This window comes from Inquilinus sp. 2KB_23 (genome assembly GCF_052115705.1).
Lineage (GTDB): Bacteria > Pseudomonadota > Alphaproteobacteria > DSM-16000 > Inquilinaceae > Inquilinus > Inquilinus ginsengisoli_A.
This window is the reverse complement of sequence record NZ_JBFRHF010000029.1, coordinates 56,271-83,114: the sequence shown is the minus strand read 5'-3', so window position 1 is coordinate 83,114 and position 26,844 is coordinate 56,271. Positions and strand designations below refer to the sequence as shown.

Here is a 26,844-nt window from a genome sequence, read left to right as displayed (position 1 = left end):
GCTCGCCCCTCAGGGGTTGACGCAGAGGCAGTCTTCCGCCGGCAGCAGGACTCGGGCGTCCTGGGCCGGCGGCGCGCGGTCGGCCAGCACCCGCAGGTCGCCCAGCGGCGTGGACCCGGTGATCTCGAAGCTGGAGCCCTGGTACAGCACCGTCCCGGGCGTGAAGGGCAGCACCGTCCCCGCCCCCTCGGCCACGTCGCCGGGCGCCAGCAGCCGGATCTTCTGCGGCCGGATGGCGACGCAGATCGGCGTGCCCTCGGCCAGGGCCGATGTGGTGCGGGCCGCCACGGTGATGCCGGCCTCGGTCACCACCTCGGTGCCGGAGGCGCCGATGCGGCCGGGGATCAGGTTGGCGCCGCCGACGAACTCCGCGACATGCGCGGTGCGGGGCCGCTCATAGACCTCGGCGGCGGTGCCGACCTGCTCGACCGAGCCGCGGCTGAGCAGGACCACCTGGTCGCTCATCGACAGCGCCTCGCTCTGGTCATGGGTCACCAGGATCGTGGTCAGGCCGAAGCTGTCATGCACCGAGCGCAGCCAGGCCCGCGCGCGCTCCCGCAGCTGGGCGTCGAGGTTGGACAGCGGCTCGTCCAGCAGCAGCAGGCGCGGGCGGTAGACCAGGGACCGGGCGATGGCGACGCGCTGCTGCTGGCCGCCGGACAGCTGGAAGGGATAGCGGTCGGCAAGCGCGCCGAGCTCCAGCTTGTCCAGCATCTCGCGCGACCGCTGCTGGCGCTCGGCGGCCGGCGCGCGACGGATCTTCAGGGCGTAGCCGACATTCTGCAGCACGGTCATGTGCGGCCACAGCGCATAGCTCTGGAACACATAGCCGATGTTGCGGCGCTCGGTCGGGACATTGATCCCCTGCCGGTCGGAATAGATCGGGTCGCTGCCGAACCGGATCTCGCCGGCGGTCGGGCGGTCGAGGCCGCCGATGATGTTGAGCAGCGTGGTCTTGCCGCAGCCGCTGGGGCCGAGCAGCGAGGTGAACGAGCCTTCGGCGACCGTCAGGTTGACATCGTCCAGCACGGTCAGGCTGCCGAACGACTTGCTGATGCCGGAGAGGCCGACGGCGATGTCCATCCGGGTGATCGCGTTCAATCCCTGGCCCCCCTCAATCCTTGGCATAGACGAGCACCGCGATCGGCAGCGTCAGCGCCAGGACGATGACCGACAGCGCGGCGACGGGGCCGAGATTGCCCATCAGGTCGAGCTGCAGCATCGTGGTGCCGACCACTGCCGTGTCAGGCCCGAACAGGAAGGATGCGGCCGCGTATTCCTTGAAGAACTGCACGAAGTACAGCAGGAAGCAGCCGACCAGCGCCGGGCGCAGCAGCGGGATGGTGACCGCCCAGATCGAGCGCATCTCGCCCCCGCCCGCCACCCGGACCGCGCGTTCGAGATCCTGGCCGATCTGGTGGAAGGACGGCCCCAGCACGGCGAAGCCGCCCGAGAAGTAGCGGATGGTGAAGGCGATCATCAGGATCGCCAGGCTGCCGCGCAGGTAGCCGCCGCCGGGCAGGATCACCGCCGCGTAGAAGATGCCGATGCCGACCACCATGCCGGGGATGGCGCGCGGGATGAAGGCCGTCTGCTCGACCACCCGGCGCAGCAGCGGCGGCGAGCGGTAGGCGACGACGCTGGAGGCGAAGGTCAGGACCAGGGCGCCGAAGCCGCCGACCGTGGCGATGATGATGGTGTTGATGATGCTGCGGACATAGGCGTCGTAGCCCAGCACCAGCCGGAAATTGTCCAGCGTCAGCACCTGGCTGATCGGGATCAGCGGCGACATGAAGGAGCAGAAGGAGCGCAGGATCAGGAAGGCGCTGGGGATGCCGGTGGTCAGCAGCGTGTAGGCCAGCAGCGCGCCGGAGACGGCCCAGCCGGCGGCGCCCAGCCGGATCATGCCGCGCTTCATGCTGCGGCCGCCGATCGTGGTGTAGCGCCGGACGTCGCCCAGCGCGTATTTCTGCAGCGCGATCACGACCTGGACCACGACCAGCATCACCACCGCCGTGGCGCTGACGATGCCGTAGTCGGACTGGGTCTGCAGCCCCTTCTCGTAGAGATAGGTCGCCAGCACCTTGATCCGCGCAGGCTCGCCCACCACCAGCGGCACGGCGAGCTGGTCGAACTTCATGACGAGGTTGAGCAGGATGCAGTAGATCAGCGACGGCCGCATCAGCGGCAGGACGACGCCGAGCACCGCCCGCAGCGGTGTGGCGCCGGCGGTCCGCGCCGCGTCCTCCAGCGTCGGCGGGATGTTCCGCATCGCCGAGGCGAAGAACAGGTAGCTGATCGGCGCCGCGGACACCCCGGCCAGCACGCTCATCCCGACCAGCGAGTTGAGGTTCGGCAGGCTGACCCCGAGCGACGCCTTGAGCAGGATCGCGGCATAGCCGCTGGGCCCGTACAGCATCGACCAGGAGAAGGCGAGGATCAGCGCCGAGATGAAGATCGGCGACAGGAACAGGATCTTCAGCGTGCGGCGGAACGGCAGGTCGAACCGTTCCAGCGCCAGGGCCACGATGAAGCCGGTGGTGGTCGAGATCGCGGTGCCGAGAATCGCGAACCACAGCGTGTTGACGCAGGCCGACTGGAAGTTGGGGTCGGAGACGAGCTCCCGGAAGTTCTGCAGCGTCCAGACCTGGCCGTCCTCGTAGAGCGGACGGTCGATGAAGGCCTGGTACAGCAGCGGCAGCATCGGGGAGATCAGCAGCGCCAGCAGGAACAGGGCGATGGCCCAGCGCACCACCAGCGGCAGCCGGTTGCGCCAGAAGCGCCAGAGCCGGGCCACCGGGGTGTCGCGATGCGTGCCGAAGCCTGGCGCCCCGCTATAGCCGGCGCCTGCCGGTCGAGCCTGTGCCATGACGACCGGGCCCCGCCGCTCAGCCCTGGACCTTGTAGGCGGCGTTCACCTTGTCGACCAGCTCCTGCGGCGGGCGCAGCAGCCGGGGCTCGAAGGTGGTGCGGATGATGTTCTTCTCGCCGATCTGCTGGGCGATCTTCTGGTAGGTGTAGCCGTTCGGCCCGTCCGGCAGGCTGACATCGCTGCGGTAGGGCATCAGCCCGCCGGAGGCCAGGGCCACCTGCCCGTCCCGCGACAGGACGAAATCGATCAGCAGCCGGGTCGAATTGCGGTTCTTGACCGTCTTCGCCATGGCGATGTGGCGCATCAGCATGAGCGTGCCGTCGGCCGGGAACGCCCAGCCGAGCACGCTGGCGCGGGTCGGGTCGGCGATCAGCGGGAACAGCTGGATGCCCGACAGGCGGTAGCCGATCAGGTACTCGCCGGTGGTGATCTTCTCCATGATCGGGCCGGCCGAGCGGTACAGGTCGGAGATCGGGCCGAGGGCCGAGAATTCCGCCAGCGCGCGCTCTTCGCCGACCGCGTTGACGTAGTGGGCCATCATGTTCTGGCTGGCCGCGCTGGCCATCGGCTGGCCGGTGGCGATCTTGCGGTCGAACTGGCCCGGATTGTCCTTCACCAGCTTGACGATGTCGCCGATCGACTTCGGCCACTGCGCTTCCGGCAGCAGCAGCTTGTTGTAGGCAATGACGTAGGGATCGACCGAGATGGTGTAGATGTTCGGCGCCGGCCGGGACCAGTCCGGCAGATGGCTGTCCTCGGCAGACTGGAAGGGTTCGGCATTGCCCTTGTCGACGAAGTCGAGCCAGGTCGCGGCGCTGTGCGACACGACCATGTCGACCGCGCTCTTGCCGGTCGCCTGCTCCGCGTAATAGCGCTCGAAGACCTCGTTGCTGCTGAGGTCGAGCGTCTGCACCTTGATCCAGGGATACAGCGCACTGAACTGCTGCAGCACCGGGCGCCAGTTCATCTCGCCGACATTGGAGTAGACCAGGATGCCGCTCTCGGCCTTGGAGGCTTCGATCACGCCGGAATAATCGGCCGGATAGTAATCCGGCAGCGCGGCGGCCGCGGCCGGCCGCCATTTCACAGTCAACAGCGGGGTTGCCAGGGCAAGCGAAATCGCCGAACGCCGACTCAGCGTCTCCATCAAGCGTCTCCCCATTTGATTTATATCGGCCGACAGGAGTTTATCCTGTCGATCTTCTCTTTTCGGGCAGTTTGCCGAGATTGCTTGTCACGATAGACAGCAGGATCAGGCGAGGCCAATGCCGATACGGCGTGAATTGATGCCGAAGTGGCATCGTCTTACCGATGCCAGTTGCCGCAGCCGAGCTTTGCGCCAGAAGTCGAGCCGCGCACGCGTCCTGATGATGCCCTATCAGGATGGCAGCGAGAAAGGCCCCGCGGGGTACTCCGCCATCGGCTCCCTGCCGCGCATCAATCGCGCGATATGGACAGCCCCGTGAGAAGCGGCGCGTACACGGCGAGCCTGCGGGATACGAACTCGGTGAAGAGCCGCACGCGCTTCGTCTTGCGTGTCTCCCCCTGCGTGAGAAGCCAGAGCGTTCCATGCATGTACAGGCCGGTGCCCGGCACCCTCACCAGCAGGGGGTCGGCATCTCCGACGAAGCACGGCAGTATCGTCATCCCGAGCCCTTGCCGGGCTGCCACGATCTGCGCCTCGCCGTCCGTGGTCCTGAACGGAACCCCTGTGGTGCGAACCTCGCCCTCGCGGGCCCAGTCCGGGATGCCATGCATGCTTATGACGATCCACCGGATGGGATCCGGCGCACCCGCACGCCACGCGGCCAGCCGAGCGCGGGACATGTAGACACCGCCGAACAGCTCCGGTCCCTTCAGGCCGTGAAGATTGAGCGGCAGGGTTTTGCGGTCGTAGACGACGCGGATCGCGACGTCGGCCTCTCGGTTGGTCAGGTTTGCCAGCTCGCCGGACGACAGGATTTCCATCTCGATGTCCGGATGCAGACGCGCGAAATCGGCGAAGTCCGGCATGAGCAGGTGTGTCGCGAGGGGCGGCGCCAGCGTCACCCGCAGAAGCCCGCGCACGCTCTGGTCGCGCCCGAAGACCCGCGTCTCCAGCTGGAGCGACGACGCTTCCATCTGGTTCGCGAGCTCGAGGACCTCCTCGCCCGCAGCCGTCAGGCGGTAGCCCGAAGGCAGCTTCTCGAACATCTGCGCCCCGAGGCGCTCCTCGAGCTGGGCGACGCGCCGCAGCACGGTCGAGTGATTCACCCCGAGGCGCTGGGCGGCGGCCCGCACCGAGCCTCCGCGCGCGACGGCAAGAAAGTAGCGAACGTCATCCCAGTCGATCATGGTGCAACCTTGCACCGCGCGGCGCGTTCTCCAAGCCTTAACTCGTCGTGCAGCCGTACGGACGGTCATCGTGGCACAGGTCGACCAGCACGGCCCAATTCCGAACGGCGGGCACTTATCGTCGCGGCTGGTGTTAGCAGACCACCGGATCGATTTCGCACCACCGATGTGCGCGCTTCCGCGCTCAACGCCTGACCTCAGCGTACCCACGTTGAGGTGCTCGGGGGCGTCCCCCCAATGATCAAGGCGAAAGCCTGGAAGGATGCACGTCATGACCAGATTGAATGGAAAGACCGCCGTAATCACCGGCGGCGCTACCGGCATCGGCCTCGCCGCGGCAAAGCGCTTCATCGAGGAGGGCGCCTTCGTCTTCATCTTCGGCCGCCGGCAGGAAGCGCTCGACGCCGCCGTGACCGACCTCGGGCCCAGTGCCCGCGCGGTGAAGGGCTCGGTCTCCGACGAGGCCGACCTCGACCGGCTTTACGCGGCGGTGAAGGCCGAGCGTGGAACCCTCGACATCGTCTTCGCCAATGCCGGGGCGGGAAGCCCGCTTCGGCTCGGCGAGATCACCGCCGAGCACATTGACGAAACCTTCGACACCAATGTGAAGGGTACGATCTTCACGGTCCAGAAGGCGCTGCCGCTGATGGGCCAGGGCGGCTCGATCATCCTGACCGGATCGAGCGCCGGCACCACGGGCGCCCCGGCATTCACCGCCTACAGCGCGAGCAAGGCGGCAGTGCGCAACCTCGCGCGGACCTGGGCGGAGGACCTCAAGGGCACCGGCATCCGGGTGAATGTGCTGTCGCCCGGGGCGACGGCGACCGAACTCGCGAAGGAAGCGCTGGGCGAGGAGGGCCAGAAGGCCTTCGCCTCGATGACTCCGCTCCAGCGCATGGCCGATCCGGCGGAGATCGGGGCCGTGGCGGCCTTTCTCGCATCGTCGGACAGCAGCTTCATGACCGCCAGCGAAGTCGCCGTCGACGGCGGCCTGGCGCAGCTCTGACCCCGGCGCGGTCCCGCGTCTGGGCCACAAACGAAGGATAGAACATCATGAAAAAACTTGAAGGCAAAGTCGCTGTCATCACCGGCGGAAGCAGCGGGATCGGGTTGGCCACAGCCAAGCGCTTCGTGGCAGAAGGCGCGCACGTCGTGATCACCGGCCGACGAGAGAAGGAGCTGAAAGAGGCCGCAGCCTCCATTGCGGGAAACGTTACGACGGTCGTGGGCGACGTGTCGCGCCTGGAGGATCTGGACCGGCTCTATGCCGTCGTGAAGGAGAAACATGGTCACATCGACATTCTCTTCGCGAACGCAGGCGCGGGGACGATCGCACCGCTCGCGGCGGCGACTGAGGCCCATTTCGACCAGACCTTCGATGTGAATGTGAAGGGGCTGTTCTTTACGGTCCAGAAGTCGCTTCCGCTCTTCAAAGACGGCGGTTCGATCATCCTGACCTCCTCGGTCTCCAACGTGTTGGGGCTGCCAGGATTCAGCACCTACGCCGCGAGTAAGGCCGCGGTGCGAAGCTTCGCGCGCGCTTGGACACTGGAGCTGAAGGATCGCAAGATCCGCGTGAATTCAATGAGCCCCGGACCCACCGAGACCCCGGCGTTGGAGACGACGACGGGCCTTACCCCCGAGCAAGCCGAACAAGCGGCCGCCCAATTTGCTTCGCAGGTCCCGATGGGTCGCAGAGGTAAGCCAGAAGAAATCGCGAATGCCGTCACGTTCCTTGCTTCTGACGAAAGCTCTTACATCACCGGCGTGGACCTCGCCGTCGATGGAGGCATGGCTCAGGTCTGACCCGGCGTCACAAGAGATCGGATAACCATTATGAGCTACGCAATTATTGGCTTCGGCAAGATCGGCCGAGCCCTCGCCAAGGCATTTGCCCGCAAGGGCATCGAGGCGTCCGTGGCCACCACGCGCGACCCGGAAAGCTTTGCAGCCGACGCGGCCGCGATCGGACCCACGATCATTCCCAAAACACTGGCCGAAGCCGTCAAGGCGGACGTCATCTTTTTGGCCGTCCGTTTCGAGGCGCACCCGGACGTCGCGAAGGCGCTCCCCGCCTGGCAGGGGAAGACGATCGTCGATGTGACCAATGCCTACGGCGTGTCACCCGACGAGCTGGTGGACCAATCCTCCGCCAAGAACGTGGCGCGGGCCTTCACGGGCGCCAAGCTGGTCAAGGGCTTCAACCATTTGGGTGCTGCCACACTTGACCAAGATCCGGCGGTACATGGGGGCAGGAGAGTCGTGTTCCTGGCGAGCGACGATGACGGCGCGGCAGATGAGATTGGCGCACTTGCGGAAAATCTCGGTTTCTCGCCGATCAAACTTGGCGGGCTTTCGGAAGGCGGGCTGCTGGTCCAGGCGCGCGGAAATAGCTGGGGTCATCTGATCTTCAAGGACTTGGTCAAGTTCGACTGATGAACACGATGGGCTCACCGGCAGGGCCACGATGCACGGATCGGGTCGAGGGCGATCCGATCCGTGCGAGATGGAGAAATTCCCATGAGCATTGAGAAGAACATCCAGACCGTGAAGGACTTCTTCGCCGCGGTCGGACGCGGCGACAGGGAGGCTCTGCTGGCGCTGGTCGCCGAAGACATCGAGTGGATCATTCCGGGCGAAGACTGGCCGCTGGCCGGAACGCGTCACGGACACGCCGGGCTGGCGGATTTGCTTGAGACGGCATCCAAGTCGATAGAGACGTCCACGGAACCCCGGGAGTTCGTGGCGCAAGGAGACCGGGTCCTCGTCGTCGGCTTCACGAGGGGAAAGATCAAAGCCACGAACAAGACGTTCGAGGACGACTGGATCTTCGCCATCACGGTCCGGGACGGCAGACTGACCAACATCCGGGAGTATGTCGACACGCAAGCACTGGCCCGGGCCTCCCAGATAGACGCGTCCGAGCCTGGGTAGCGCCGGCCCTCTACAGCCATCGGGTCGGGGTAGACGGTGGATCAGCCGTGGATTGCCCTCCTCGCACGCCGCCCGCTCGCCGCATGCCCAACCGCAAGGGAGATTTCGATGTACGACCAATCCAAGCTATCCGAGCTGATCCGGTTCGCCCGCATCGGTGCGGGCTCCACCGTGATCGACGTTTACCCGGGCGACGGCGACTGGACCCGTCTCTTCTCCGACATCGTGGGCCCCGAAGGACGGGTCTACAGCTTCGTGCCGGCCGAAGTCGCCCACTTCAAGAACGATCCGGTCGGCCGCATGCGGACGCTTGCGAAGGAGCCGGGCCGAGAGAACGTCGAAGCCGTCTCGGCGGACCTCGTGGCGATGCCGGAGGCCACGCAGCCCGCGGATGTCCTGTGGCTGCACCTGTTCTATCACGATCTCCACACCGCGCTGATCCAGGACAAGGGCGCGACAGCGGCCGACTTCAATCGAGCCGTCTACGAGCGGCTTAAGCCGGGTGGGTTCTACGTCATCGTCGACCACGCCGCCGCCGCTGGGTCGGGCACGGGCGACACCCAGTCGCTGCATCGGATCGACCCTGCCTCCGTCCGCAAGGAGGTGGAGGCGGCCGGCTTCGTACTGGACGCGGAAAGCACCATGCTCGCGAACGAGGACGATCCGCACGCGATCAAGGTGTTCGATCCCTCGATCAAGGGCGAGACCGATCGCTTCGCCTATCGGTTCGTGAAGCCCTGACAGGTCCCGGCGCCGACTTCGCGCGACCGGATATCTGAAGGCCACAGCGTCGCGAAGGTTGGGGTGGGCCTGACGGCGCATGGGCGCCGTTCGAAGAGCGGGGAGACGCCCGACGGAGCGGTGTGCCTTTACGATGGCCCCGTCGGCAAAAGACCGTCACGGCTCGCAAGAGTCTGCACGATGCGCCACGCACACTCTGCCAGCACGCGGTTCCTCTCATGCCCGAGCCTTACACCTTGGCGGCGTTCTGTGCAGCCTCGAATACATCGCGTGCGGACGTCGTACCCGCTACGTGCTCCGTGTCCCTGACGCCAAGGTCCATCCAGCCCGCGTTGACGGCCTCGAACATCGCTTCGGCCGGTCCGGTCTGGCCCTTCGGAATGCCGAGTTGCTCCAACGCTGCTGGCCACCCGGCCCGTGGGACGGCAAACGCCTTGACGTCGCGCTGCATGACTTCGCCCAACTGAGCCGCGACTTCATCCGCGCTGACCATCGAGCCTAGCTCGACGATGCGACTCCCCGACCACGCCGGCCCGATCAGCAGCGTCGCCACTTCAGCGCCGATGTCGTTGGTTGCGACCATCGTCGATTTCCGGTTGGTCGGAGCGTAGTAGACGGGCAGCGTGCCGCCCTGGGCGACGTGCAGGCCGTAAAGGAAGTTCTCGAAGAACCCGCCGGCGCGCACGAAGGCGATTGGCGATGCCAGGTCGCGAAAGCCCTGCTCCAGCAGCGACAGCGCCGTGATCATCCCCAATCCGCTGGTCCTGTTTGCCCCCATCGACGAGAGCGCGACCACCCGCGGCGGCGCGGCCCTGGTGAGCGCCTCGACATAGCTTGCAATCACACCCTTTGCTTCTTTGAAATCGGGCGACGGCGCCCAGACAGCGGGCAACATGACGAACGCGCCGTCGACGCCCTTGAGCGCCCGCTCGATGGCGGCCGCATCGTTCCAATCGCCGTCGACCAGTTCCACGCCCTGGTCCGTCCAGCTTGCCCCCTTCGCGCGGTCGCGGACCAGCGCACGGACCTTTTTGCCTTGCGCCAGCAAATGCCGTGCCGTCGAGCCGCCGACTTTTCCCGTGATTCCCATTACTAGAAACATGTGTTTTCACCTGATCTTGAGGGACAGCGCACTGCCCCAGTTGGTTCAACGGTTGAGCGGCAGAAGAGCCCGGATACGGGGATCGCGCGCGTAGAGGCCGCCCCATGTCAGCGCCCCCAGAAGCAGGGAAACGATTTCCGGCGGAGACCCCAACTCACCGATGCGGACATGAGCGCAGATGGCGCCTCCCAGAAAGCCCGTCACCAGGATCGCGCCGAGGACGGCGGTGGCCGGGATCGCGTAAAGGATGGCGCAGGCGAGGATGATCGGACCCACGACATGGGTCAGGTCCATCGCGAACCCGGTTTCCTGCAACATGCTGGCGATCTGCGCCGGCGCAAAAAGCTGAATAGTGCCGTCTGCCACCAGAGCGATAACGACAAACGCGCTCATGATTCGGCCGGCCCACAGGGCGCGATGCAAGGTCATGGCGTCAGGCGCCTGATGTGGGTTCATCGTTTCAGACATTTGTGGTTCTCCGAAGGGTTACTGCCTTCGAGGCGCACTGCTTACTGTGCCTATGGAATATGATAAACACCGAAGAAATGAACTCACTGTTCTCTCTGCGGTGAACAATGACGAGGCCCGAAAATGCAGAATCTCGAACCCATCCTCATTTTCGTAACGGTCGCGGAAATGGGGAGCTTCACACGCGCGGCCGATAGCCTGGGCATTCAGAAGGGACGGGCCTCGACGGCGGTCCGGAAGCTGGAAGAAGATGTCGGTGTCAGACTTCTGCACCGGACGACGCGCAGCGTGCAGTTGACGGAGGACGGACGGGTCTTTCATGCCCGCGCTCGCGATCTGCTTGCCGAAGTCGATGACCTGCATTCGATGTTCGCAAGCGATCGCGTGGCGCTCCGCGGGCGTTTACGGGTCGATCTTCCGACCGAGGTGGCGCGCTCAACGGTCGTGCCGGCCTTGCCGGATTTCATGGCGGCTCACCCGGAGTTGGAGCTGGAGGTGTCGAGTACGGATCGGCAAGTCGATCTGGTTCAAGAGGGCTTCGACTGTGTATTGCGGCTGGGACCTATCAGGGACGAGACGCTGATTGCCCGCCCTCTGGGCAAGTTGCGCATGGTCAACGCTGCCAGTCCCGCCTATCTGGCGCGCTATGGCGTCCCTCGATCGCTGGAAGATCTCGAGCGTCAGGAACATCGGACAATTCATTTTTCGGCGGTGCTGGGCGCAAGACCCTATGGATGGGAATATCCGGACGGCGACAGCTACGCGACGCTTCGGTTGCCAGGGGCGCTGCACGTCAACAGCGCGCAGACCTACGAAGCCGCTGCCCTCGCCGGCCTTGGCCTGATTCAGGCGCCGCTCTTGGGGATTGGCCGATACTTGGAGAGTGGAGCGCTTGTGGAGATCATACCCGATTTTCGTCGCCGGGCGCTCGACGTGTCCCTCGTCGTAGCCCATCGGAGTAATCTGTCGCGCCGAGTCCGCGCATTCATGAAATGGATCGAAGATGTGCTGACGCCGTATCTGGAATAGCGAGACGAACATCTTCGTCCGGCCCTCGAAATCAACATTCTGAAGTTACGTCTGTCGGTTTGGGAACGGCTCACTTTGCCCGGGAACGGCGAGGATGGGCGCAAACCAGATCCGCCAATTTGCACGCCATTCTACGCCATATCCCTCCCACCGAAGGCACTTTGCATACTCCGAGGATTGCGCGCAGATCGGTTCTGCAAGCGACCCGAGAACGCGGACATAGAAGAGCTTCCGAGCCAGTGACGAAGGGATCGACAGAGCAGCAGCACGGCAGCGAAATTCGCCGCCCCAACTATGCTGTCGCCGTCGGTTGCCCCCTCACTCCCAATCGATCGTCCCGGGCGGCTTCAAGGTGATGTCGTAGACTACGCGGTTGATGTCGCGAACCTCGTTGACGATGCGGGTCGAGACCCGCGTGATCCTAACCGATAAGGCATTGGCATTAAACGAAATCGGCATTCAACACTGACTATTTGCGCGGGGTCAGCTATCCTCAACCCGCACCTAGTTCGGATAACTGAAGATGGCTGCTATCTGGCCCATACTTGTAGGCGCAATCGTTACCGGCATCGTCGGAAACTTCCTGGTGCAGCGATGGCAGCTCGGGGTGTGGCGCGCGCAGCAACGCCAACTCGGGTACCAAGCAGAACTGGAAGAGCTGAAAAAGCTTTTGGAGGAAATTTCAACCAAGTCGGCAGATCGGCACAACGCCATGCGCCGCCTCATCGGCTCGTTGGCGCCAAACTCCAGCCAGGACAGCAACGAAGCGCTGACAACCTATCGAGAGCAGCTTTTCATATGGAATGGAGCACTCAATTCAATCTATCTACGGATCAGGCTGGCTGTCGATTACAGCCGCACTCTTCGCTTCGAGCGGGAAGTTCACCAGCGCTTTTATCATGCTGGCCAATCAATCGAACAGGTGCTGCGGGAGCGGGCGAGCGGCGCGTCTCCTAACTGGTCCGATTTGATCGAGCCGAAAGCCCGGCTCAACAGCGTACAGGCCGCAACGTATGCATTTTTGCGCGATCTGACCGACATCGTCGAACATCGACGCGAGGAAATTTACTTCGGTCGGCGACTTCCCTACTCGGAATCAAGTCTAGGAGAATATTCTTTCCTCGATCTTGTCAAAGCGCTCTTTGTATCGCGCGTAGACCGCTTTTATGTAATTCGCCCTTCGTAAATGCTTGCGCGTCCAACCCTCGCCAGGATCGCGAGGACGCGGAAAAACCAGCATCGCGGCGACGCTCGCGGCCTGATCAACGTTCAATTGTGTCGGATGCATATTGTAAAGTCGATAGGCAGCCGCCTCGCTACCTTTCATGCCAGTTCCGAAATAAGCGATTCGCAAATATGATCGGAGTATTTCGAGCTTCGAATATCGATGCTGGATAATGTAGGCGAGAAGCGCTTCGTGTAATTTCCGCCGGATTTTCCGGTCCCGATAGCCTGTCGCAGTTCGCACGAGCTGCATGTCGATTGTGCTTGCGCCGCCGTGCTTTTGGAAAGCGACTGCTCTGCACCCTTCGCGGACAAGTCGCCGCCAATCGATCCCCATATGTTTGAAGAATCGACGATCCTCCAGGGTCAGAACGAGGCGCTCAAAGGTACTCAACTCGGCTGGATAAGCGGCGGCAAACGGATCGATGACGCCATCTATCGTTAGCAGGTCGACATGGAGCTTAAGCAACCATCGCCGTAGAGATGGATATTGCCTTCTCGGCCGGGACACATCGATTCCCCTTCACTCCCATTCGATCGTCCCGGGCGGCTTCGAGGTGATGTCGTAGACCACGCGGTTGATGCCGCGGACCTCGTTGACGATGCGGGTCGAGACCCGGCCCAGGAATTCGTGGTCGAACGGGTAGTAGTCGGCGGTCATGCCGTCGGTCGAGGTCACGGCCCGGAGCGCGCAGACGAAGTCGTAGGTGCGGCCGTCGCCCATCACGCCCACCGTGCGCACCGGCAGCAGCACGGCGAAGGCCTGCCAGATCGCGTCGTACAGGCCGGCGCGGCGGATCTCCTCGAGATAGATCACATCGGCCTTGCGCAGGATCTCCAGCATGTCGCGGCGGATCTCGCCGGGGATGCGGATGCCCAGCCCCGGCCCCGGGAAGGGGTGGCGGCCCACGAAATCCTCGGGCAGGCCGAGCTCGCGCCCCAGCACCCGGACCTCGTCCTTGAACAGCTCGCGCAGCGGCTCGACCAGCGCCAGCTTCATCCGGTCCGGCAGGCCGCCGACATTGTGGTGGCTCTTGATCGTCACCGACGGGCCGCCGGTGAAGGACACGCTCTCGATCACGTCGGGGTAGAGGGTGCCCTGGGCCAGGAAGCGGGCGCCGTCGATCTTCTCCGCCTCGGCGTCGAACACCTCGACGAAGGCGGCGCCGATGGTCTTGCGCTTCTGCTCGGGGTCGCTGATGCCCTCGAGCCGGCCGAGGAACATTTCCGACGCATCGACATGGATCAGCGGGATGTTGAAATGGCCGCGGAACAGCGACACCACCTGCTCCGCCTCGCCGGTGCGCATCAGGCCGGTGTCGACGAAGATGCAGGTCAGCTGCTCGCCGATCGCCTCGTGGATCAGCACCGCCGCCACGGCGCTGTCGACGCCGCCGGACAGGCCGCAGATGACTTTTCCGGTGCCGACCTGGGCGCGGATCTTGGCGATCTCCTGGTCGCGGAAGGCGGCCATGGTCCACAGGCCGGTGCAGCCGCAGACATGGTGGGTGAAGTTGCGCAGCAGCGCCGCGCCATGCGGCGTGTGCACCACCTCGGGGTGGAACTGCACGCCGTAGAAACGCCTGGTGTCGTCGGCGATGGCGGCGAAGGGCGCGTTCTCGCTGGTGGCGACGATGCGGAAGCCGTCCGGCAGCCGGGTGACCCGGTCGCCATGGCTCATCCACACCTGCTCGCGCGCGCCGAGCGCCCAGGCGCCGTCGAACAGGGTGCAGTTCTCGCGCACATCCAGCCAGGCGCGGCCGAACTCGCGATGGTGCCCCGCCTCGACCGCGCCGCCGAGCTGCTCGCACATGGTCTGCTGGCCGTAGCAGATGCCGAGCACCGGAATGCCGAGCTCGAACACCAGCTGCGGCGCGCGGGGCGAGGCCGCCTCGGTGACCGAGGCCGGGCTGCCCGACAGGATGATGCCGCGCGGGTCGAAGGCCCGGATCCGGTCGTCGCCGGCCTGGTTGAACGGCCAGATCTCGCAATAGACGCCGGATTCACGCACCCGGCGGGCGATCAGCTGGGTGACCTGGCTGCCGAAATCGAGAATGAGAACGCGGTCCGGCGACGGCGTAGCGGTCGGGGCGGTCATGGCAACTCCGGGGTCGGGCGGTGAGACGGAGATTTATACGTCCGCCGCCCGTACGACAAGCGATGGCGCCCGCGCCCGGCGCGAGGCGTCCATGCGCGAAGATGGAGGCAGCGGCTCAGAGCATCGCCAGCGCGCATAGCGCCACGACCAGCAGCGCCTGGGCGATGGCGATCCACCGCAGGCGCGAGCGGAACGGCTGCTTCTGCGTCTTGTGGCGCAGCAGCCGCTGGCCGGCGATGGCGCCGGGCGTGCCGCCGGCCAGCGCCAGGGTCAGCAGCGTCCGCTCCGGAATCCGGCGCCGGCCGGCCCTGGCGCAGCTTTTGTCCCAGGCGAAGGCGGCAAAGGCGACGACGCTGATCGCCAGCAGATACAGCGCCAGGATGGCCCAGACACTCGGCCAGACACTCGGCATCGGCCCTCAGCCGTCCAGCGCGCCCGGGATCCGGCCGTCGAAGCGGAAGCCGCTCTCGGCCAGGGTGGAACCGCCGAAGCGTTCCATCTTCTCGGCGAAGACGGCGCCGCCGAGATGGCGGTAGAAGCCGAAGGCGCGGAAATTCGCGGTCAGGACCCACAGCAGGAAGGGCGTCCACCCCTGCTCCGCCAGATGGTCGGCCGCGGCCACCATCAGGGCGCGGCCATGGCCCAGGCCCTTGGCCTCCTCGAGCAGGTAGAGGGCGTAGACCTCGCCCCAGCCGGGATGCGGCGCGCCGCGGGCCGGACCGCACTGGACGAAGCCGACCGGGCGGCGGCCGTCGAGCGCCAGGAAGCTCGCCCCCCGCCCCTCCTTCTCCAGCCAGCGCGCATGGCTGCGGGTGCGTTCGGCGACGCCGAGCCGGTTCAGGTAGTCGTCGGGGATCAGCCCGCGATAGCTCTCCTGCCAGGCCTGGACGTGGATCGCGGCGATCGCGGCCGCATCCGCGACCCCGGCCCGTCGGATCATTCCGGGTCGACGGGCGCCGATATGTCGGCCGCCGCTCCGGCGCTGGTGCCGCGCTCCATCACCGCGACGAAGAAGCCGTCGGTGCCGTTGGCCGCGGGCGACAGGCGCAGCATGCCGGTGGTCGGCGCCGGGCCGGTGCCCACCACCTCGTCCCAGATCGTCTCGATCGGCAGCAGATGGTAGTCGGGATGGGTCGCCAGGAAGCCTTCGACCTGGGCCTCGTTCTCCTCGCGCAACAGCGAGCAGGTGGCGTAGATCACGCGGCCGCCATCCGGCTTGGCCAGGCGGGCGGCGCTGTCCAGGATCTCGCGCTGGACGCCGAGCAGGCGCTCCAGGTCCATCGGCCGCCAGCGCGCATCCGGGTTGCGGCGCCAGGCGCCGGTGCCGGTGCACGGCACGTCGACCAGCACGCGGTCGAACTTGCCGCGCTGCTTCTTCACCCAACGGTCACGCTCGTTCTCCAACAGGCGCGGCTCGACATTGTCGATGCCGGCGCGGCGCAGCCGCTCCTTGCCGCGGTCGAGCCGGCCCTTGGACACGTCGCAGGCGACGACCCGGCCCTTGCCGCGCATCCGCGCCGCCAGGGCCAGCGCCTTGCCGCCGGCGCCGGAGCAGAAATCCACCACCTGCTGGCCCGGCCGGGCGTCGACCAGGAGCGCGATCAGCTGCGAGCCTTCGTCCTGCACCTCGATCAGCCCGGACTGGAAGGCCGGGTGGCGGCCGAGCTGGGGCCGGCCCTTGACCCGGATGCCGACCGGCGACAGCGGCGTCGGCACGACGTCCAGCTTGCCGGCCAGCAGGGTCTTCAGCACCTCGTCGCGGTCGGCGCGCAGCTCGTTGACCCGGAGGTCGAGCGGCGCCTGGTCGAGCAGCGCGTTGACCTCGACCTCGAAGCGGTCGCCGAACATGGCCTCCAGCGAAGGCGAGGCCCAGTCCGGGATCTCCGACCGCACCGGCTTCGGCATCGCCTCGTCGTCCAGCGCCTGGCCGGAGGTGGCCTTGACCAGCCTGTCCTCGGGGCCGTCCAGGGGAATCGGCGCATAGGTCTCGCCGGAGAACAGCCGGCCCATGTCCTTCACCGCCACGCCCTCGGACAGGGTCAGCTCGGCGATGACGCGGTTGCGCGGCGTGTCCTCGGCCTCGACCCGGGCCAGCCACCAGCCCAGCCGGGCGTGGTGGCGCAGCACCGCATAGACCCGGGCGGCGACCTCGCTGCGGTCCTTCGAGCCGATGAAGCGGCGGGTGCGGAAATAGGCCGAGACCAAGGCATCGGCCGGGCGGTTTTCGATGGCGAGACGCTCGAGGATATCGATCGTGGCCTGGATGCGGGCGGAGGGGGTCATGGACTCGAGCGTAACAGGAAAACGCGCCTTCTACCGCGCTTCCGCCGCCAGGGCCAGCTTTGCCCGCCCGCCTGGGGCACAGGCCAGCCGCGCGCCTCGTCCCGGAGGCCGTCAATGCAGGGGCCCCACGTCACCTCTCCCGCGTCCGGCGGGAGAGGTGACGCCCAACCTGCAACCGGAGAGACACGCCGTCAGGCGCTGCGGCGGTCGGTCCAGACGAAGCGCGAGCGGTAGCGCGGCGCCCGGCGGGCGCGGTGCTCGGCCAGGTCGTCGACCGGCGCGGCCGGGGCCGTCGGCTCGGTCGGGCGCTCGGACCATTGGGCGGCGAGCTTGCCGGTGCCCGGGTCGCGGGCCCAGCGCTGCACCACCGTCTCGTGGTCCGGGACGGGATCGTGCCGCAGGTCACGGTTGCGGAACCGCGGCAGGGCGGCCAGCGCCTCGGCACGGGGGGACACGACGGCACCCGGCGTGACGCGCAGGCGGCGATCGAAAAAGGCGAGAAAAGCGAGGTTCATCGTTCGCTCCGTATCCGCACGCGGCGCGGATGGGGCGAACGGCGTACCGACCCTAGGTCCGGCTCACGCCATCCACCCGGCCGGAGCCGAGCGCGATTCTGTGATGTTCCGGTGACGTCACCGCGGCCCGATCGGCCTTGGCGACGCCACGACTAGGGTGGTCGTCCATCTGTCTCTCGTTGTGCGATAGGCGCCGGCGGGCTGGGCTCGTTCGGCGTCACAGGCCATGTATGCCCGCCCCCGGGCGGAGTCAAGGTCAAAGCGGCGGGCCCGCGGGCGCCTGGAGAACGGGGCCCGGAACGGCCGCAGATTCGGCCGTCGGAGCACCGCTCCCGGCTGGACAGGACCCGCCGGAGTCGTTAGGGAATGGGCCGACGCCGGATTAGCTCAGTCGGTAGAGCAGCGGTTTTGTAAACCGAAGGTCGCGGGTTCGACCCCTGCATCCGGCACCACCCCCTGCCCTTCGGTTTCGGTTTTGGGGGCTGTGGTCGCCACGACGGCGAAGCGCCGGCTCCGGGCCGGGCCCGCAGCGCCCGATCCAGGCTCCGCCCTACACCAATTTCAGGACGGGCAACTCCCTCAGATGGGGGATGCGGGGCGCCCCTGTTCCATGGTCCGATGAAAGCCGTCCACACCCAGGCCGTTTGTCATCGAGTGCAAAACGTCGCTTGCGTCCCCGGGCAACGGCCGAGATCGGAATAAAATTACCGTAAACATGAAATAATCACACACCCCGAAATTGTCGACGGACCAGGAGTTCGTTATGGCCAAACCGGAAAAGGGATCTGCACCCGCCTCGCAGAAAGACATCCAAGCCTTCACCGCCAAGTTGACGGAATGGTCGAAAGACCTTCCGGCCGAGCAGCGGTCCATCGCCCAGCTTCTGGTCGAGATGGCCCGGGACCTGCACCCCGAGACGATCGCCATCTCGCGGATCACGGCGGACCTCCGGACATCCGCCCGCGCCATCATCAGCGCCTTGAACCTGCCCGCCGGCGGCCCGCAGGGATGGGTCCGGATCGATCCGGTCTGGGAGCGCAAGGACAAGATCGAGTTCGGCGAGGATATCGAGATCCTCCAGCGCCTGTTCGTCAGCGTGAAGCGTTAGCGCGTGGTGCAGCCATGCTCAAATCCCCCTCCGAGCGGCTGACGATCGACCCGACCACGACCGAAGCCTTCGCCGAAAGCATCCAGAGGTTCGGCGACAGTCTTCCGGACTCTGAACGCGCCATCCTCGACGCCTTGCTCCGGGCCGCGATGGACCCCTGGTCGCGATCGCTGCTGCAACCGCCGGACGGCGTGACCGCGGAACAGGCCGCCGCCCTCGACCGGATCGTCGCGGCCCGGGGGGACGGAACGTGAGCGGCGCCTATGTGGCGCTGATCGTCAAGGCCACGCGGCTGTGCAACCTGCGCTGCGACTACTGCAACGACTGGCGCGCCGGCCACGATCAGATCATGACCTTCCCGGTGCTCGCCGCGATGACCGAGAGGGTGCTGGCCGATCCGCTGCACCAGACCATCGAGTTCATCTGGCATGGCGGCGAACCGACCCTGCTCGGCCAGGCCTTCTTCGAACGGGCCATCTACACCCAGGCGCGGCTGCGGCGCCCGGGTCAGACCATCGTCAATTCGCTGCAGACCAACGCCACCCGGATCGACGACGACTGGGCCCGCTTCCTCGGGTCGAACCGCTTTTCCGTCAGCGTCAGCCTCGACGGCCCTGCCGTCGTGCATGACCGGCAAAGGCGCGACGTCGCCGGCCGGGGATCCTATGACGGGGTCCGCCGCGGGATCGACATCCTGAAGCGTCACGGCATCCCGGTCAGCGTCCTGATGGTCGTCGATCGCCAGACCCTCGACCTCGGGCCCGACTTCGTGTTCGATTTCTGCCTCGACCAGGGCATCACGAGCTTCGGCCTGCTGGCCGCCAAGCCCCGGAATGCGCCGGACGCCCGTCCCGGCGAAAGCGCACGGCACTACGTCACGCCCGGCGAGATGGGCGCGTTCCTGTCCCGCCTCTTCGACCGATGGCTGGAACATGGCGACCCCACCATCCGGATCCGCGAGTTCAGTTCCCTGCTGAAGCGGCTGACGGGCCGGCCCAGCGCCACCTGCGTGCTGGCGGGCAATTGCTTCGGATCCTATTTCCTGGTCGAGCCCGATGGCGAGATCGCCCATTGCGATCTGTTCAACGGCAATCCGGCCTACACCTTCGGCAACATCGTCGCCGACAGCTTTGCCGCGCTGCGGTCGGGGCCGGCGATGCAGGAATTGCGTCTGCGCAGGCAAGAGGCCGTGGACGCGATGCGGGCCTGCCCGAATTTCGCGATCTGCAACGGATGGTGCCCGCATGAGCAATACACCGCGTCGCGGCACGACATCGGCCACACGCCGGAATGCTGCGGCCTGGGCGGCCTGATCGGTCACATGCGCAGCCGGGTCGCGCCCGCCACGGCCGGCCGGGCCGCAGCGCTGCTTCCAGCCCAATAGGTCGGCCATGCGCGTCCTTCTCGGTCCCTCCCACGAACTGCACGACGGCATCCACGGTGCCCTGACCGACAATCCCGCGCCGGATATCGAATATTGCGAAGGTGCGTACGGCACCTGCTTTCAATACGAGGCAGCGTCGAGCGATCCGTTCTCGCCGATCCATGATCACAGCGAATGCGAATGGGTGCGGTTCGACGATGAGCATCGGGTGGACCTGATCCATTCCGCCCGCTTCCCGGTCGATACCGCCCTGCCCTGGGTGGTGGACGCCGACTGCCTGCTGCTGCCGTTGCAGATCGGCGCGTTCTTTGCGCTCGGGATCCATGAAGGGTCGCGTCGCCCCGGCGAAGCGCAGGTCCAGCGCCGAGAAGCCGCGATGGCGGTGCGCTATGCCGACCCGGGCTGCACGCGGATCATGCTTCGCAGCGAACGCGCCCACCGGCAGTTCTTCAGTGAAATCCTGGGCAATCCGCTGATCGACCCTGCCATCGTCGCCGCGCTCGCCGCCAAGACCGAGGTGGTCTACCCGGCGGTGCCGGCGTCCCCGCCGCGGGCCGGATCATCCGAGATCCCCACCATCCTGTTCATGGGCCGCACCTTCGAGGACAAGGGCGGTCGCCTCGCCGTCGCGGTCCTGGAACGGCTCCATGCCCAGCTGGGAAACAGCTTTCGAGCGACGGTGGTGTCCGGCTGTCCCCCGGATGCCGCGGAGCGCCTGGAAGCAATCGGGGTCGAGGTCCATGCGACGATGCCGCGGGCGACCTATCTCGACCGCCTCGCCCAGGTCGATATCTTCTTTTCCCCGACCCTGTTCGAGAGTTTCGGCATGGGCCTGGTCGAAGCGGCCGCCGCAGGTGCGGCGATCGTGACGTCGAGCGGGCCGGGCATGGAGCATATCGGCGAGTTGTTCCAGGACGGGGTGGATGCGCGGCTCGTGTCCAATGCCATGACGGAGGACCGCCGGGTCCAGGCCTATGTCGAGGCGCTGTCCGGATTGATCCGGGACCCACCGGCACGCAGAGCCCTCGCCGCAAGCGCGCACCGTCTCGCCGACACCGGCCGGCTGTCGCTCGACCGGCACAACCAGACGATGTCCTCGATCTATGCGGCGGCCGCGGTTCAGGCATCGGCCCCCGAGGGCATGGGACGGATGGCGGCGGAGCCGGGACAGACGGGCTCGAGCCGGACCCTCGTCTGGAGCGAGCGCGTCTGCCATTGGGCCAAGCGCCGGCACACCCCGCCCGGCGGCTTGAGGATCTGCCTCTAGCGCGCCGACCGATCGAGGATTCTCATCCTCCAATGGGTGGCCGTCACTGGACCCGGACAGCCTGCAGCAGTTCCACGCAGCGGGTGGCGATCTGGCGCCACGTCTCGGCGGCGGAGGATGCACCGATCTTCTCCAGCCACTCGGCCCGCACCCGCGCCTTCCGCGGCGCCTCCCCGCCATGGTCGTGGACCATCCGCCCCGCGGATCGCCGCAATTCCAGTTCTGAATGATTCATCGCAATTCCAACAGACCTGAATCCGATCAACCCGAACCACCGTGCCTGCTCGCAGAAACTAGGTCATCTTCCGCCAAGCCACATCCCCCAGATGAGGGATAGCGGCCCGGTTCCTCCGCACCGGTTGGCGGTGACGGCCATCTGCGGCACTCTTCGCCCCGGGGGAACCATCGATGACCGTTCGATTCTTCAGTGACAGGTTTCGGCGCAGGACCGCGGCCGGAGGCGCCGCCGCCATCCTGCTCGTGGCCGCGATGGCCGGGGCCCAGGCCGCGCTGCCGCCCTATTGGCAGCGGGCGGCCGAAATCCAGGCGATCCTGGACAACGGCGACGTGGCCCGGAAGCTGGACGAAGCCCCGATCGACCGGATCGAGCGGGTGGGCGACGACCTCTACCGCATCCAGGCCGGGACCTGCGCGCTGGACATCCGCGTCGTCGGCGAATCGCGGTCGGACCCGGGGCCGCGCAAGTTCCGCCTCGAGATCGGTGACCCCGCCTGCAAGTGACCGCGAGCGTCAGGACGACGTGAACGTCGCCTGGTACTGCGCCCGCAGCGCCGCCTTCTGCACCTTGCCCATGGCGTTGCGCGGGATCTCCGCCACGACGAACACCGCCTTGGGCTGCTTGAACCGGGCGAGCTGGTCCTGCAGCGCCGCCTGGACCGCGGCGGGGTCGAGCGGCGCGGCGCCCGGGTGCATCTTCACCACCGCCGCCACCGCCTCGCCGAAATCCGGGTGCGGCAGGCCGATCACCGCCGATTCCTCGACGCCCGGAATGGCGTCGATCAGGCTCTCGACCTCTTTCGGATAGATGTTGAAGCCACCGGAGATGATCAGGTCCTTGGCCCGGCCGACGATCGAGACATAGCCGCGGTCGTCGACCACGCCGACATCGCCGGTGATGAAGAAGCCATCGGCGCGGAACTCCGCCGCCGTCTTCTCCAGCATCCGCCAATAGCCCTTGAACACGTTGGGCCCCTTGACCTCGAGCACGCCGATCTGGCCCGGCGGCAGGGACTTCGCATTGTCATCGACCACCCGCAGCGACACACCCGGCAGGGGGAAGCCGACCGTCCCCGCCCGCCGCTCGCCGTCGAGCGGGTTCGAGGTGTTCATGTTGGTCTCGGTCATGCCGTAGCGTTCGAGGATGGTGTGGCCGGTGCGCTGCCGGAACTGCTCGAAGGTGTCGACCAGCAGCGGCGCCGAGCCGGAGATGAACAGGCGCATGCCGCGGCACAGCTCTTCCGTCAGGCCCTCCTGCTCCAGCAGCCGGACGTAGAAGGTCGGCACTCCCATCATCACCGTGGCGCGCGGCAGCAGGCGCAGCGCCTCGGCGGCGTCGAACTTGGGCTGGAACAGCATGGTGGCGCCGGCCAGCAGCGCGCAGTTGGTGGCGACGAACAGGCCATGGGTGTGGAAGATCGGCAAAGCGTGCAGCAGCACGTCGTCCGGCCGGAAGCCCCAGTAATCATGCAGGGTCAGCGCATTCGACAGCAGGTTGTCGTGGCTGAGCATCGCCCCCTTGGAGCGGCCGGTGGTGCCGGAGGTGTAGAGGATCGCCGCCAGGTCGTCCGGCCCGCGCGGCAGCGTCTCGAAGCTGTCGCTCTCGGCGGCCGCGGCCTCGGGCAGGGTCCCCTCCCCGGCCGCGCCGAGGGTCAGCACCGCCCTGGCGCCGACGGGCTGCGCCACCGCCTCGATCTCTACCAGCCGGGCCGGCTGGCAGATCACCAGCGCCGGCTCGGAATCCCCGGCGAAATAGGCAACCTCGCCACGGGTGTAGGCGGTGTTGATCGGCAGGTAGACCGCCCCGGCCCGCAGACAGCCGAGATAGAGCGACACCACCTCCGGCGACTTGTCGACCTGCACCATCACCCGGTCGCCCGGCGCCACGCCCAGCCGCCGCAGCAGGTTGGCAATGCGGGCGCTCGCCGCCTCCAGCGCGCCATAGCTGATGCGGCGGCCGTCGGCGAGGTCGAGCGCCGTCTTGCTGCGGTCTTCGGGAAAGCGGGCGGAGAGGGCGTCGTAGAGATTGGTCATGCGGCTCGGCGAGTCAGAGATAGGGCTTCAGCTGGCGGGCGACCGCGCGGCTCGTCGCCACCCGGCCGGCATTGACGAAGGCTTCGTGGTTCCGCTCCAGCTCGGCCGGATCATAGAGGTAATTGACCAGAAGACCCCAGCCCTGCTCCAGCCCTTTCGGCGAAGTGTCGCCGGCCCAGTTCAGCCGCTCCAGCCGGGCGCCGTTGCCGAGGTGGAAGCGGGCCACCGGGTCGATCAGCCGGCCGTTCGGCCGCAGCTCGGCGCCGAGGTAGCGGGCGCACAGGCCGAACAGCGAGGCCTTGAGCGCCTTGTCCGCGCCGACCGCCTCCAGCCCACCCTCCCCGGCCAGCACCGGCAGCAGCGCCTCGGCCGCGGCGTGGATCGCGGGCCGGTCGTGCTGTGGCGCCACCGTCTCCAGCCAATGGCGGAAGCCGGGGATCGGCGACAGGGTGGAGAAGGTGGTGAGGTTCGGCAGGGTCTGCTGCAGGTCGGCCACCACATGCTTCAGCAGAAAGCTGCCGAAGGAGATGCCGCGCAGGCCCTTCAAGGTGTTGGTGATCGAATAGAAGATCGCGGTGTCGGCGGCCGCCGGGTCGCCGACCGGCGCGTCGGGGTCGAGCAGCGGACCGACCTTGCCGGCCAGCCCGCGCACCAGCGCCACCTGGACGAAGATCACCGGCTCGTTCGGCAGCGCCGGGTGGAAGAAGGCGTAGCAGCGCCGGTCCTCGGCCAGGCGCCGGCGCAGGAACTCCCAGCCCGGGATGGCGTGCACCGCCTCGTATTGGATCAGCTTCTCCAGGATGATCGCCGGCGTCTCCCAGGTGATGCGGCGCAGCTCCAGGAACCCGCCGGAGAACCAGGAAGTCAGGACGTGCTTCAGGTCGGCATCCACGATTCGCAGCTCCGGCTTCCCGTCGACGAGGTCGAGCGCGTCGGCGCGCAGGTCGATCACGAACTCCGTGCCCTCGGGCAGCATGTTGATCCGGCGCAGCAGCTCGCGGCGCGGCGGCTCGGCCGCCTCGGCCAGGGCCAGGGCCCCGTCGGCGCTGGGTTCGGCGACGAAGGCCCGGGCGGCGGTGGCGATCGCATCGTGGTCGGGGCCGAATTCGCGCGCCAGCAGGGTGAAGAACGCCTCGCGCCCGGCCGCATCCAGCCGGCCGTAGAGCGCGACCAGTTCGCGCGCCAAAGCGATGCCCGAGGCCTCGCCGCGCTCGGACAGCAGCGCCCGGCAGATGCCGGGCAGATCCTCCGGCAGGGCCCGGCCGCGGCCGAAGGCGAAGAGCTCGAGGCCGCGGTCGGCGATCGAGTTGATGAGGTCGGTGATCTGCATGACGCCCGTGTTTCCGCTTCCGACAGGTCGGTCAGGCTAGGCCGGTTCGAGGCCGGCGGACAACCGCCGCGGGCGCTGCCCTGCTACCCCGGATCGAGGGTGAACTCGGCCAGCACGGTGCGCAGCAGCATCAGGAAGTTGTTGTCAGAAATGATCGCGATCCGGGTCGCGCCATCGGCATCCCGCCAGGCGGCGATGCCTTCGAAATTCTCGCCAAGATCGGGACCGTTCAGCCGCGCCAGCTCCTCGCCAGCCAGCACCGCGCCGGGCCGGATGTCGTCGGCGCGCAGCCGGACGATGCGGCCGCCCATAGTCAGCAGGATCGGGTCGCGCCGCTCCAGCACCAGGATGTCCCCATCCGGCAGCCGGGTAGCGTCGACCGGCTTGAAGCCGGCCTCGGCGCGGTAGGACAGCCGGTCCCAGCCCGCGGCGCCGCCGAGCCAGGCCTGGTGCAGCGTCGGGTCGGGCGTGCCGTCGGCCTCGACCACCAGCAGCAGCCGGCCATCCGCCAGCGTCGCCATGGTCTCCAGCCCCTGGTTCGGCTCGACCTCGATGCCCTCCGGCAGCGGCAGTTCGGCCTGCGGAGGGGCGAAACCGGCGTCGTAGAGCCCGATGCGGGCGCGGTGCTCGAAGCCGACGGCGAAGCGGCCGTCCGGCAGCGGCGCCAGGCTCTCCGCATCGCTCCATTCGCCCCGCACCGGCTTGCCGTCGGCGCCCGGCAGCGGGTCGAGCCGGTCGACGGCGAAACCGGCCAGCCGGCCCTCCGCATCGTGCCGTAGCCGCCCGCGCAGCACGGCGCCGCGATCGGAGATCGCGATCACGCCCTCGCCATCCGCATCCACATGCAGCGCTGAGAAGCCGCCGAACCGGGCGGTGCCGCCGCTGAGCACCAGTGCGCCCTGATAGGTCAGCCGGCCGATGCGACCCTGGCTGTCCAGGGTCCTGGGCGCCAGCCGCAACGGGTCGGCCTCGACCGGGCCCTGGCGCAGCGTGGCGCAGGCACTGAGGAGCAAGACGCAGCACAACGCGGATAGAGACAAGCGGTGAAGCCGGCGTATCATCGTCACCCTTGCAGCGAAGGACGGGCATGGCCGTCTGATCCGGCCGCGCCCTGCATCCGTACAGAAAACCGGTCGTGCCCGCCATGGCGCGGCCAGGACGTGGCGACGCGAGAAGGCCCATGGATCACGGAGCGACGGCACCGGCACCCCCACGTGGCGACCTGGCACGTCGCACCCTGCTGACCGGTGGGGCGGCGATGGCCGCCGGGCTGCTGCTGCTGCCGGCCCGGTCGCTGGCGGCGCCCGGCGACCACGACATCGCCTTCCGGGTGCTGCGCGGCGGCGACGACATCGGCACCCACCGCCTCGACTTCACGTGGGTCGGCAACCGCCTGGATGTCCGCATCGCGGTCGACCTGGTCGTCACCTTCGCCGGCATCCCGGTGTTCCGCTTCACCCACCGCAACCACGAGACCTGGGAGGGCGACCGGCTGGTGGCGATCGAGACCACCACCGACGACGACGGCAAGCCCTATGTCGTCCACGGCCGGCGGGTGGGCGACGCGCTGCGCATCCGCTCCACCTTCGGCGACTACGACGCGCCGGGCGGCGTCATCCCATCGAGCTACTGGACCCCACGGCTGATCGGGCAGACCCAGCTGCTCGACACCCGCAGCGGCAAGCTGCTGCCGGTCGCCAGCCGCGGCCTGGGGCAGGAGATGGTCGACACCCCGTCCGGACCGGTGCGGGCGACGCGCTACCACATCGACGGCGAGATCACCCTCGACATCTGGTACGCCGCCAACGGGAATTGGGTGAAGCTGGCCTTCACCGCCCGCGGCAGCGAGGTCACCTACCGCCTGGAAGGCCACGCAGCATGAGG

Annotated in this window: 29 protein-coding genes, 1 tRNA gene and 1 pseudogene; 14 read left to right on the top strand and 17 right to left on the bottom strand. The window is 67.2% G+C overall.

What is annotated here, in order from left to right:
* Positions 1 to 9: 9 nt before the first annotated feature.
* From AB4112_RS29530 to AB4112_RS29515, 4 genes are all read right to left on the bottom strand, one after another.
* Positions 10 to 1,101, bottom strand: coding sequence for an ABC transporter ATP-binding protein (locus tag AB4112_RS29530; RefSeq protein ID WP_441724766.1), 1,092 nt, complete (start codon positions 1,099 to 1,101; stop codon positions 10 to 12).
* Between the two features lie 13 nt (positions 1,102 to 1,114).
* Positions 1,115 to 2,869, bottom strand: coding sequence for an ABC transporter permease (locus tag AB4112_RS29525; RefSeq protein WP_309792437.1), 1,755 nt, complete (start codon positions 2,867 to 2,869; stop codon positions 1,115 to 1,117).
* 19 nt (positions 2,870 to 2,888) lie between these two features.
* Positions 2,889 to 4,019: an ABC transporter substrate-binding protein gene (locus tag AB4112_RS29520; protein WP_309792439.1), complete on the bottom strand. Its 1,131-nt coding sequence runs from the start codon at positions 4,017 to 4,019 to the stop codon at positions 2,889 to 2,891.
* Positions 4,020 to 4,309: 290 nt separating this feature from the next.
* Positions 4,310 to 5,206, bottom strand: coding sequence for a LysR family transcriptional regulator (locus AB4112_RS29515; protein ID WP_309792440.1), 897 nt, complete (start codon positions 5,204 to 5,206; stop codon positions 4,310 to 4,312).
* Positions 5,207 to 5,477: 271 nt separating this feature from the next.
* On the opposite strand from AB4112_RS29515, the gene AB4112_RS29510 reads away from it, so the two are divergent.
* From AB4112_RS29510 to AB4112_RS29490, 5 genes are all read left to right on the top strand, one after another.
* Positions 5,478 to 6,212, top strand: coding sequence for an SDR family NAD(P)-dependent oxidoreductase (locus AB4112_RS29510; RefSeq protein ID WP_441724762.1), 735 nt, complete (start codon positions 5,478 to 5,480; stop codon positions 6,210 to 6,212).
* 47 nt (positions 6,213 to 6,259) lie between these two features.
* Positions 6,260 to 7,012: an SDR family NAD(P)-dependent oxidoreductase gene (locus tag AB4112_RS29505; protein WP_441724759.1), complete on the top strand. Its 753-nt coding sequence runs from the start codon at positions 6,260 to 6,262 to the stop codon at positions 7,010 to 7,012.
* A 30-nt stretch (positions 7,013 to 7,042) separates the two neighbouring features.
* Positions 7,043 to 7,642, top strand: a complete 600-nt coding sequence (locus AB4112_RS29500) for an NADPH-dependent F420 reductase (protein WP_441724756.1) — start codon at positions 7,043 to 7,045, stop codon at positions 7,640 to 7,642.
* Between the two features lie 84 nt (positions 7,643 to 7,726).
* A complete protein-coding gene (locus AB4112_RS29495; RefSeq protein WP_441724753.1) occupies positions 7,727 to 8,140 on the top strand; it encodes a nuclear transport factor 2 family protein in 414 nt (137 codons plus the stop codon).
* A gap of 108 nt (positions 8,141 to 8,248) precedes the next feature.
* A complete protein-coding gene (locus AB4112_RS29490; protein WP_441724750.1) occupies positions 8,249 to 8,881 on the top strand; it encodes a hypothetical protein in 633 nt (210 codons plus the stop codon).
* A gap of 229 nt (positions 8,882 to 9,110) precedes the next feature.
* Here the strand turns inward: AB4112_RS29490 and AB4112_RS29485 are convergent, their stop codons facing one another.
* Positions 9,111 to 9,983, bottom strand: coding sequence for an NmrA family NAD(P)-binding protein (locus AB4112_RS29485; protein ID WP_441724748.1), 873 nt, complete (start codon positions 9,981 to 9,983; stop codon positions 9,111 to 9,113).
* A gap of 45 nt (positions 9,984 to 10,028) precedes the next feature.
* Positions 10,029 to 10,451: a DoxX family protein gene (locus tag AB4112_RS29480; protein ID WP_309792447.1), complete on the bottom strand. Its 423-nt coding sequence runs from the start codon at positions 10,449 to 10,451 to the stop codon at positions 10,029 to 10,031.
* A 123-nt stretch (positions 10,452 to 10,574) separates the two neighbouring features.
* Between AB4112_RS29480 and AB4112_RS29475 the strand changes: the two genes are divergently transcribed.
* Entirely contained in the window at positions 10,575 to 11,480 is a 906-nt protein-coding gene (locus tag AB4112_RS29475) for a LysR substrate-binding domain-containing protein (protein ID WP_441724745.1), read from the top strand.
* A gap of 318 nt (positions 11,481 to 11,798) precedes the next feature.
* Here AB4112_RS29475 and AB4112_RS29470 read toward each other — a convergent pair.
* Positions 11,799 to 11,894, bottom strand: a pseudogene (locus AB4112_RS29470) (GMP synthase (glutamine-hydrolyzing)); the annotation flags it as partial.
* A gap of 109 nt (positions 11,895 to 12,003) precedes the next feature.
* On the opposite strand from AB4112_RS29470, the gene AB4112_RS29465 reads away from it, so the two are divergent.
* Entirely contained in the window at positions 12,004 to 12,666 is a 663-nt protein-coding gene (locus tag AB4112_RS29465; RefSeq protein ID WP_309792450.1) for a hypothetical protein, read from the top strand.
* On the opposite strand, the gene AB4112_RS29460 is transcribed toward AB4112_RS29465, so the two are convergent.
* From AB4112_RS29460 to AB4112_RS29435, 6 genes are all read right to left on the bottom strand, one after another.
* On the bottom strand, positions 12,583 to 13,041 hold the full coding sequence (locus AB4112_RS29460) for a transglycosylase domain-containing protein (RefSeq protein WP_374710602.1): 459 nt from the start codon (positions 13,039 to 13,041) through the stop codon (positions 12,583 to 12,585). The genes AB4112_RS29465 and AB4112_RS29460 overlap by 84 nt on opposite strands.
* Positions 13,042 to 13,227: 186 nt before the next feature.
* Positions 13,228 to 14,802, bottom strand: a complete 1,575-nt coding sequence (gene guaA, locus AB4112_RS29455; protein WP_441724740.1) for a glutamine-hydrolyzing GMP synthase — start codon at positions 14,800 to 14,802, stop codon at positions 13,228 to 13,230.
* 115 nt (positions 14,803 to 14,917) lie between these two features.
* Positions 14,918 to 15,214: a DUF1294 domain-containing protein gene (locus AB4112_RS29450; RefSeq protein ID WP_441724738.1), complete on the bottom strand. Its 297-nt coding sequence runs from the start codon at positions 15,212 to 15,214 to the stop codon at positions 14,918 to 14,920.
* A gap of 6 nt (positions 15,215 to 15,220) precedes the next feature.
* On the bottom strand, positions 15,221 to 15,742 hold the full coding sequence (locus AB4112_RS29445; protein WP_309792453.1) for a GNAT family N-acetyltransferase: 522 nt from the start codon (positions 15,740 to 15,742) through the stop codon (positions 15,221 to 15,223).
* Positions 15,739 to 17,085, bottom strand: coding sequence for an RsmB/NOP family class I SAM-dependent RNA methyltransferase (locus tag AB4112_RS29440; RefSeq protein ID WP_309792455.1), 1,347 nt, complete (start codon positions 17,083 to 17,085; stop codon positions 15,739 to 15,741). Before AB4112_RS29440 ends, AB4112_RS29445 begins: the two co-directional genes overlap by 4 nt.
* A gap of 191 nt (positions 17,086 to 17,276) precedes the next feature.
* Positions 17,277 to 17,600 (bottom strand): hypothetical protein, encoded by a 324-nt coding sequence (locus AB4112_RS29435; protein WP_309792456.1) that lies wholly within the window; start codon positions 17,598 to 17,600, stop codon positions 17,277 to 17,279.
* Positions 17,601 to 17,976: 376 nt separating this feature from the next.
* Here AB4112_RS29435 and AB4112_RS29430 point away from each other — a divergent pair.
* The 5 genes from AB4112_RS29430 to AB4112_RS29410 all read left to right on the top strand — a co-directional run bounded on the left by AB4112_RS29430 (position 17,977) and on the right by AB4112_RS29410 (position 21,359).
* A tRNA-Thr gene (locus AB4112_RS29430) sits at positions 17,977 to 18,052 on the top strand.
* A 311-nt stretch (positions 18,053 to 18,363) separates the two neighbouring features.
* Positions 18,364 to 18,708: a hypothetical protein gene (locus tag AB4112_RS29425; RefSeq protein ID WP_309792457.1), complete on the top strand. Its 345-nt coding sequence runs from the start codon at positions 18,364 to 18,366 to the stop codon at positions 18,706 to 18,708.
* A 14-nt stretch (positions 18,709 to 18,722) separates the two neighbouring features.
* Entirely contained in the window at positions 18,723 to 18,962 is a 240-nt protein-coding gene (locus AB4112_RS29420; protein WP_309792458.1) for a hypothetical protein, read from the top strand.
* Positions 18,959 to 20,092 (top strand): radical SAM protein, encoded by a 1,134-nt coding sequence (locus AB4112_RS29415; RefSeq protein ID WP_441724731.1) that lies wholly within the window; start codon positions 18,959 to 18,961, stop codon positions 20,090 to 20,092. The genes AB4112_RS29420 and AB4112_RS29415 overlap by 4 nt, the downstream gene beginning before the upstream one ends.
* 7 nt (positions 20,093 to 20,099) lie before the next feature.
* The gene (locus tag AB4112_RS29410) at positions 20,100 to 21,359 is read left to right on the top strand and encodes a glycosyltransferase (RefSeq protein WP_441724728.1); all 1,260 of its coding nucleotides are present in this window, start codon (positions 20,100 to 20,102) and stop codon (positions 21,357 to 21,359) included.
* A gap of 43 nt (positions 21,360 to 21,402) precedes the next feature.
* Here AB4112_RS29410 and AB4112_RS29405 read toward each other — a convergent pair whose 3' ends face one another.
* Positions 21,403 to 21,594 (bottom strand): hypothetical protein, encoded by a 192-nt coding sequence (locus AB4112_RS29405; protein ID WP_441724726.1) that lies wholly within the window; start codon positions 21,592 to 21,594, stop codon positions 21,403 to 21,405.
* A 173-nt stretch (positions 21,595 to 21,767) separates the two neighbouring features.
* On the opposite strand from AB4112_RS29405, the gene AB4112_RS29400 reads away from it, so the two are divergent.
* Positions 21,768 to 22,100 carry a hypothetical protein gene (locus tag AB4112_RS29400; protein ID WP_441724723.1) on the top strand — a complete coding sequence of 111 codons (333 nt, stop codon included), beginning with the start codon at positions 21,768 to 21,770 and terminating at the stop codon, positions 22,098 to 22,100.
* 9 nt (positions 22,101 to 22,109) lie between these two features.
* Here AB4112_RS29400 and AB4112_RS29395 read toward each other — a convergent pair whose 3' ends face one another.
* The 3 genes from AB4112_RS29395 to AB4112_RS29385 all read right to left on the bottom strand — a co-directional run bounded on the left by AB4112_RS29395 (position 22,110) and on the right by AB4112_RS29385 (position 25,973).
* Complete coding sequence (locus tag AB4112_RS29395) at positions 22,110 to 23,630, bottom strand: malonate--CoA ligase (protein WP_441724720.1); 1,521 nt, start codon at positions 23,628 to 23,630, stop codon at positions 22,110 to 22,112.
* Between the two features lie 13 nt (positions 23,631 to 23,643).
* On the bottom strand, positions 23,644 to 24,960 hold the full coding sequence (locus tag AB4112_RS29390; RefSeq protein WP_441724717.1) for a malonyl-CoA decarboxylase: 1,317 nt from the start codon (positions 24,958 to 24,960) through the stop codon (positions 23,644 to 23,646).
* Positions 24,961 to 25,043: 83 nt separating this feature from the next.
* On the bottom strand, positions 25,044 to 25,973 hold the full coding sequence (locus AB4112_RS29385) for an esterase-like activity of phytase family protein (RefSeq protein ID WP_441724714.1): 930 nt from the start codon (positions 25,971 to 25,973) through the stop codon (positions 25,044 to 25,046).
* Positions 25,974 to 26,140: 167 nt separating this feature from the next.
* On the opposite strand from AB4112_RS29385, the gene AB4112_RS29380 reads away from it, so the two are divergent.
* Positions 26,141 to 26,842, top strand: a complete 702-nt coding sequence (locus AB4112_RS29380) for a DUF6134 family protein (protein WP_441724711.1) — start codon at positions 26,141 to 26,143, stop codon at positions 26,840 to 26,842.
* The last annotated feature ends 2 nt before the right edge of the window (positions 26,843 to 26,844 follow it).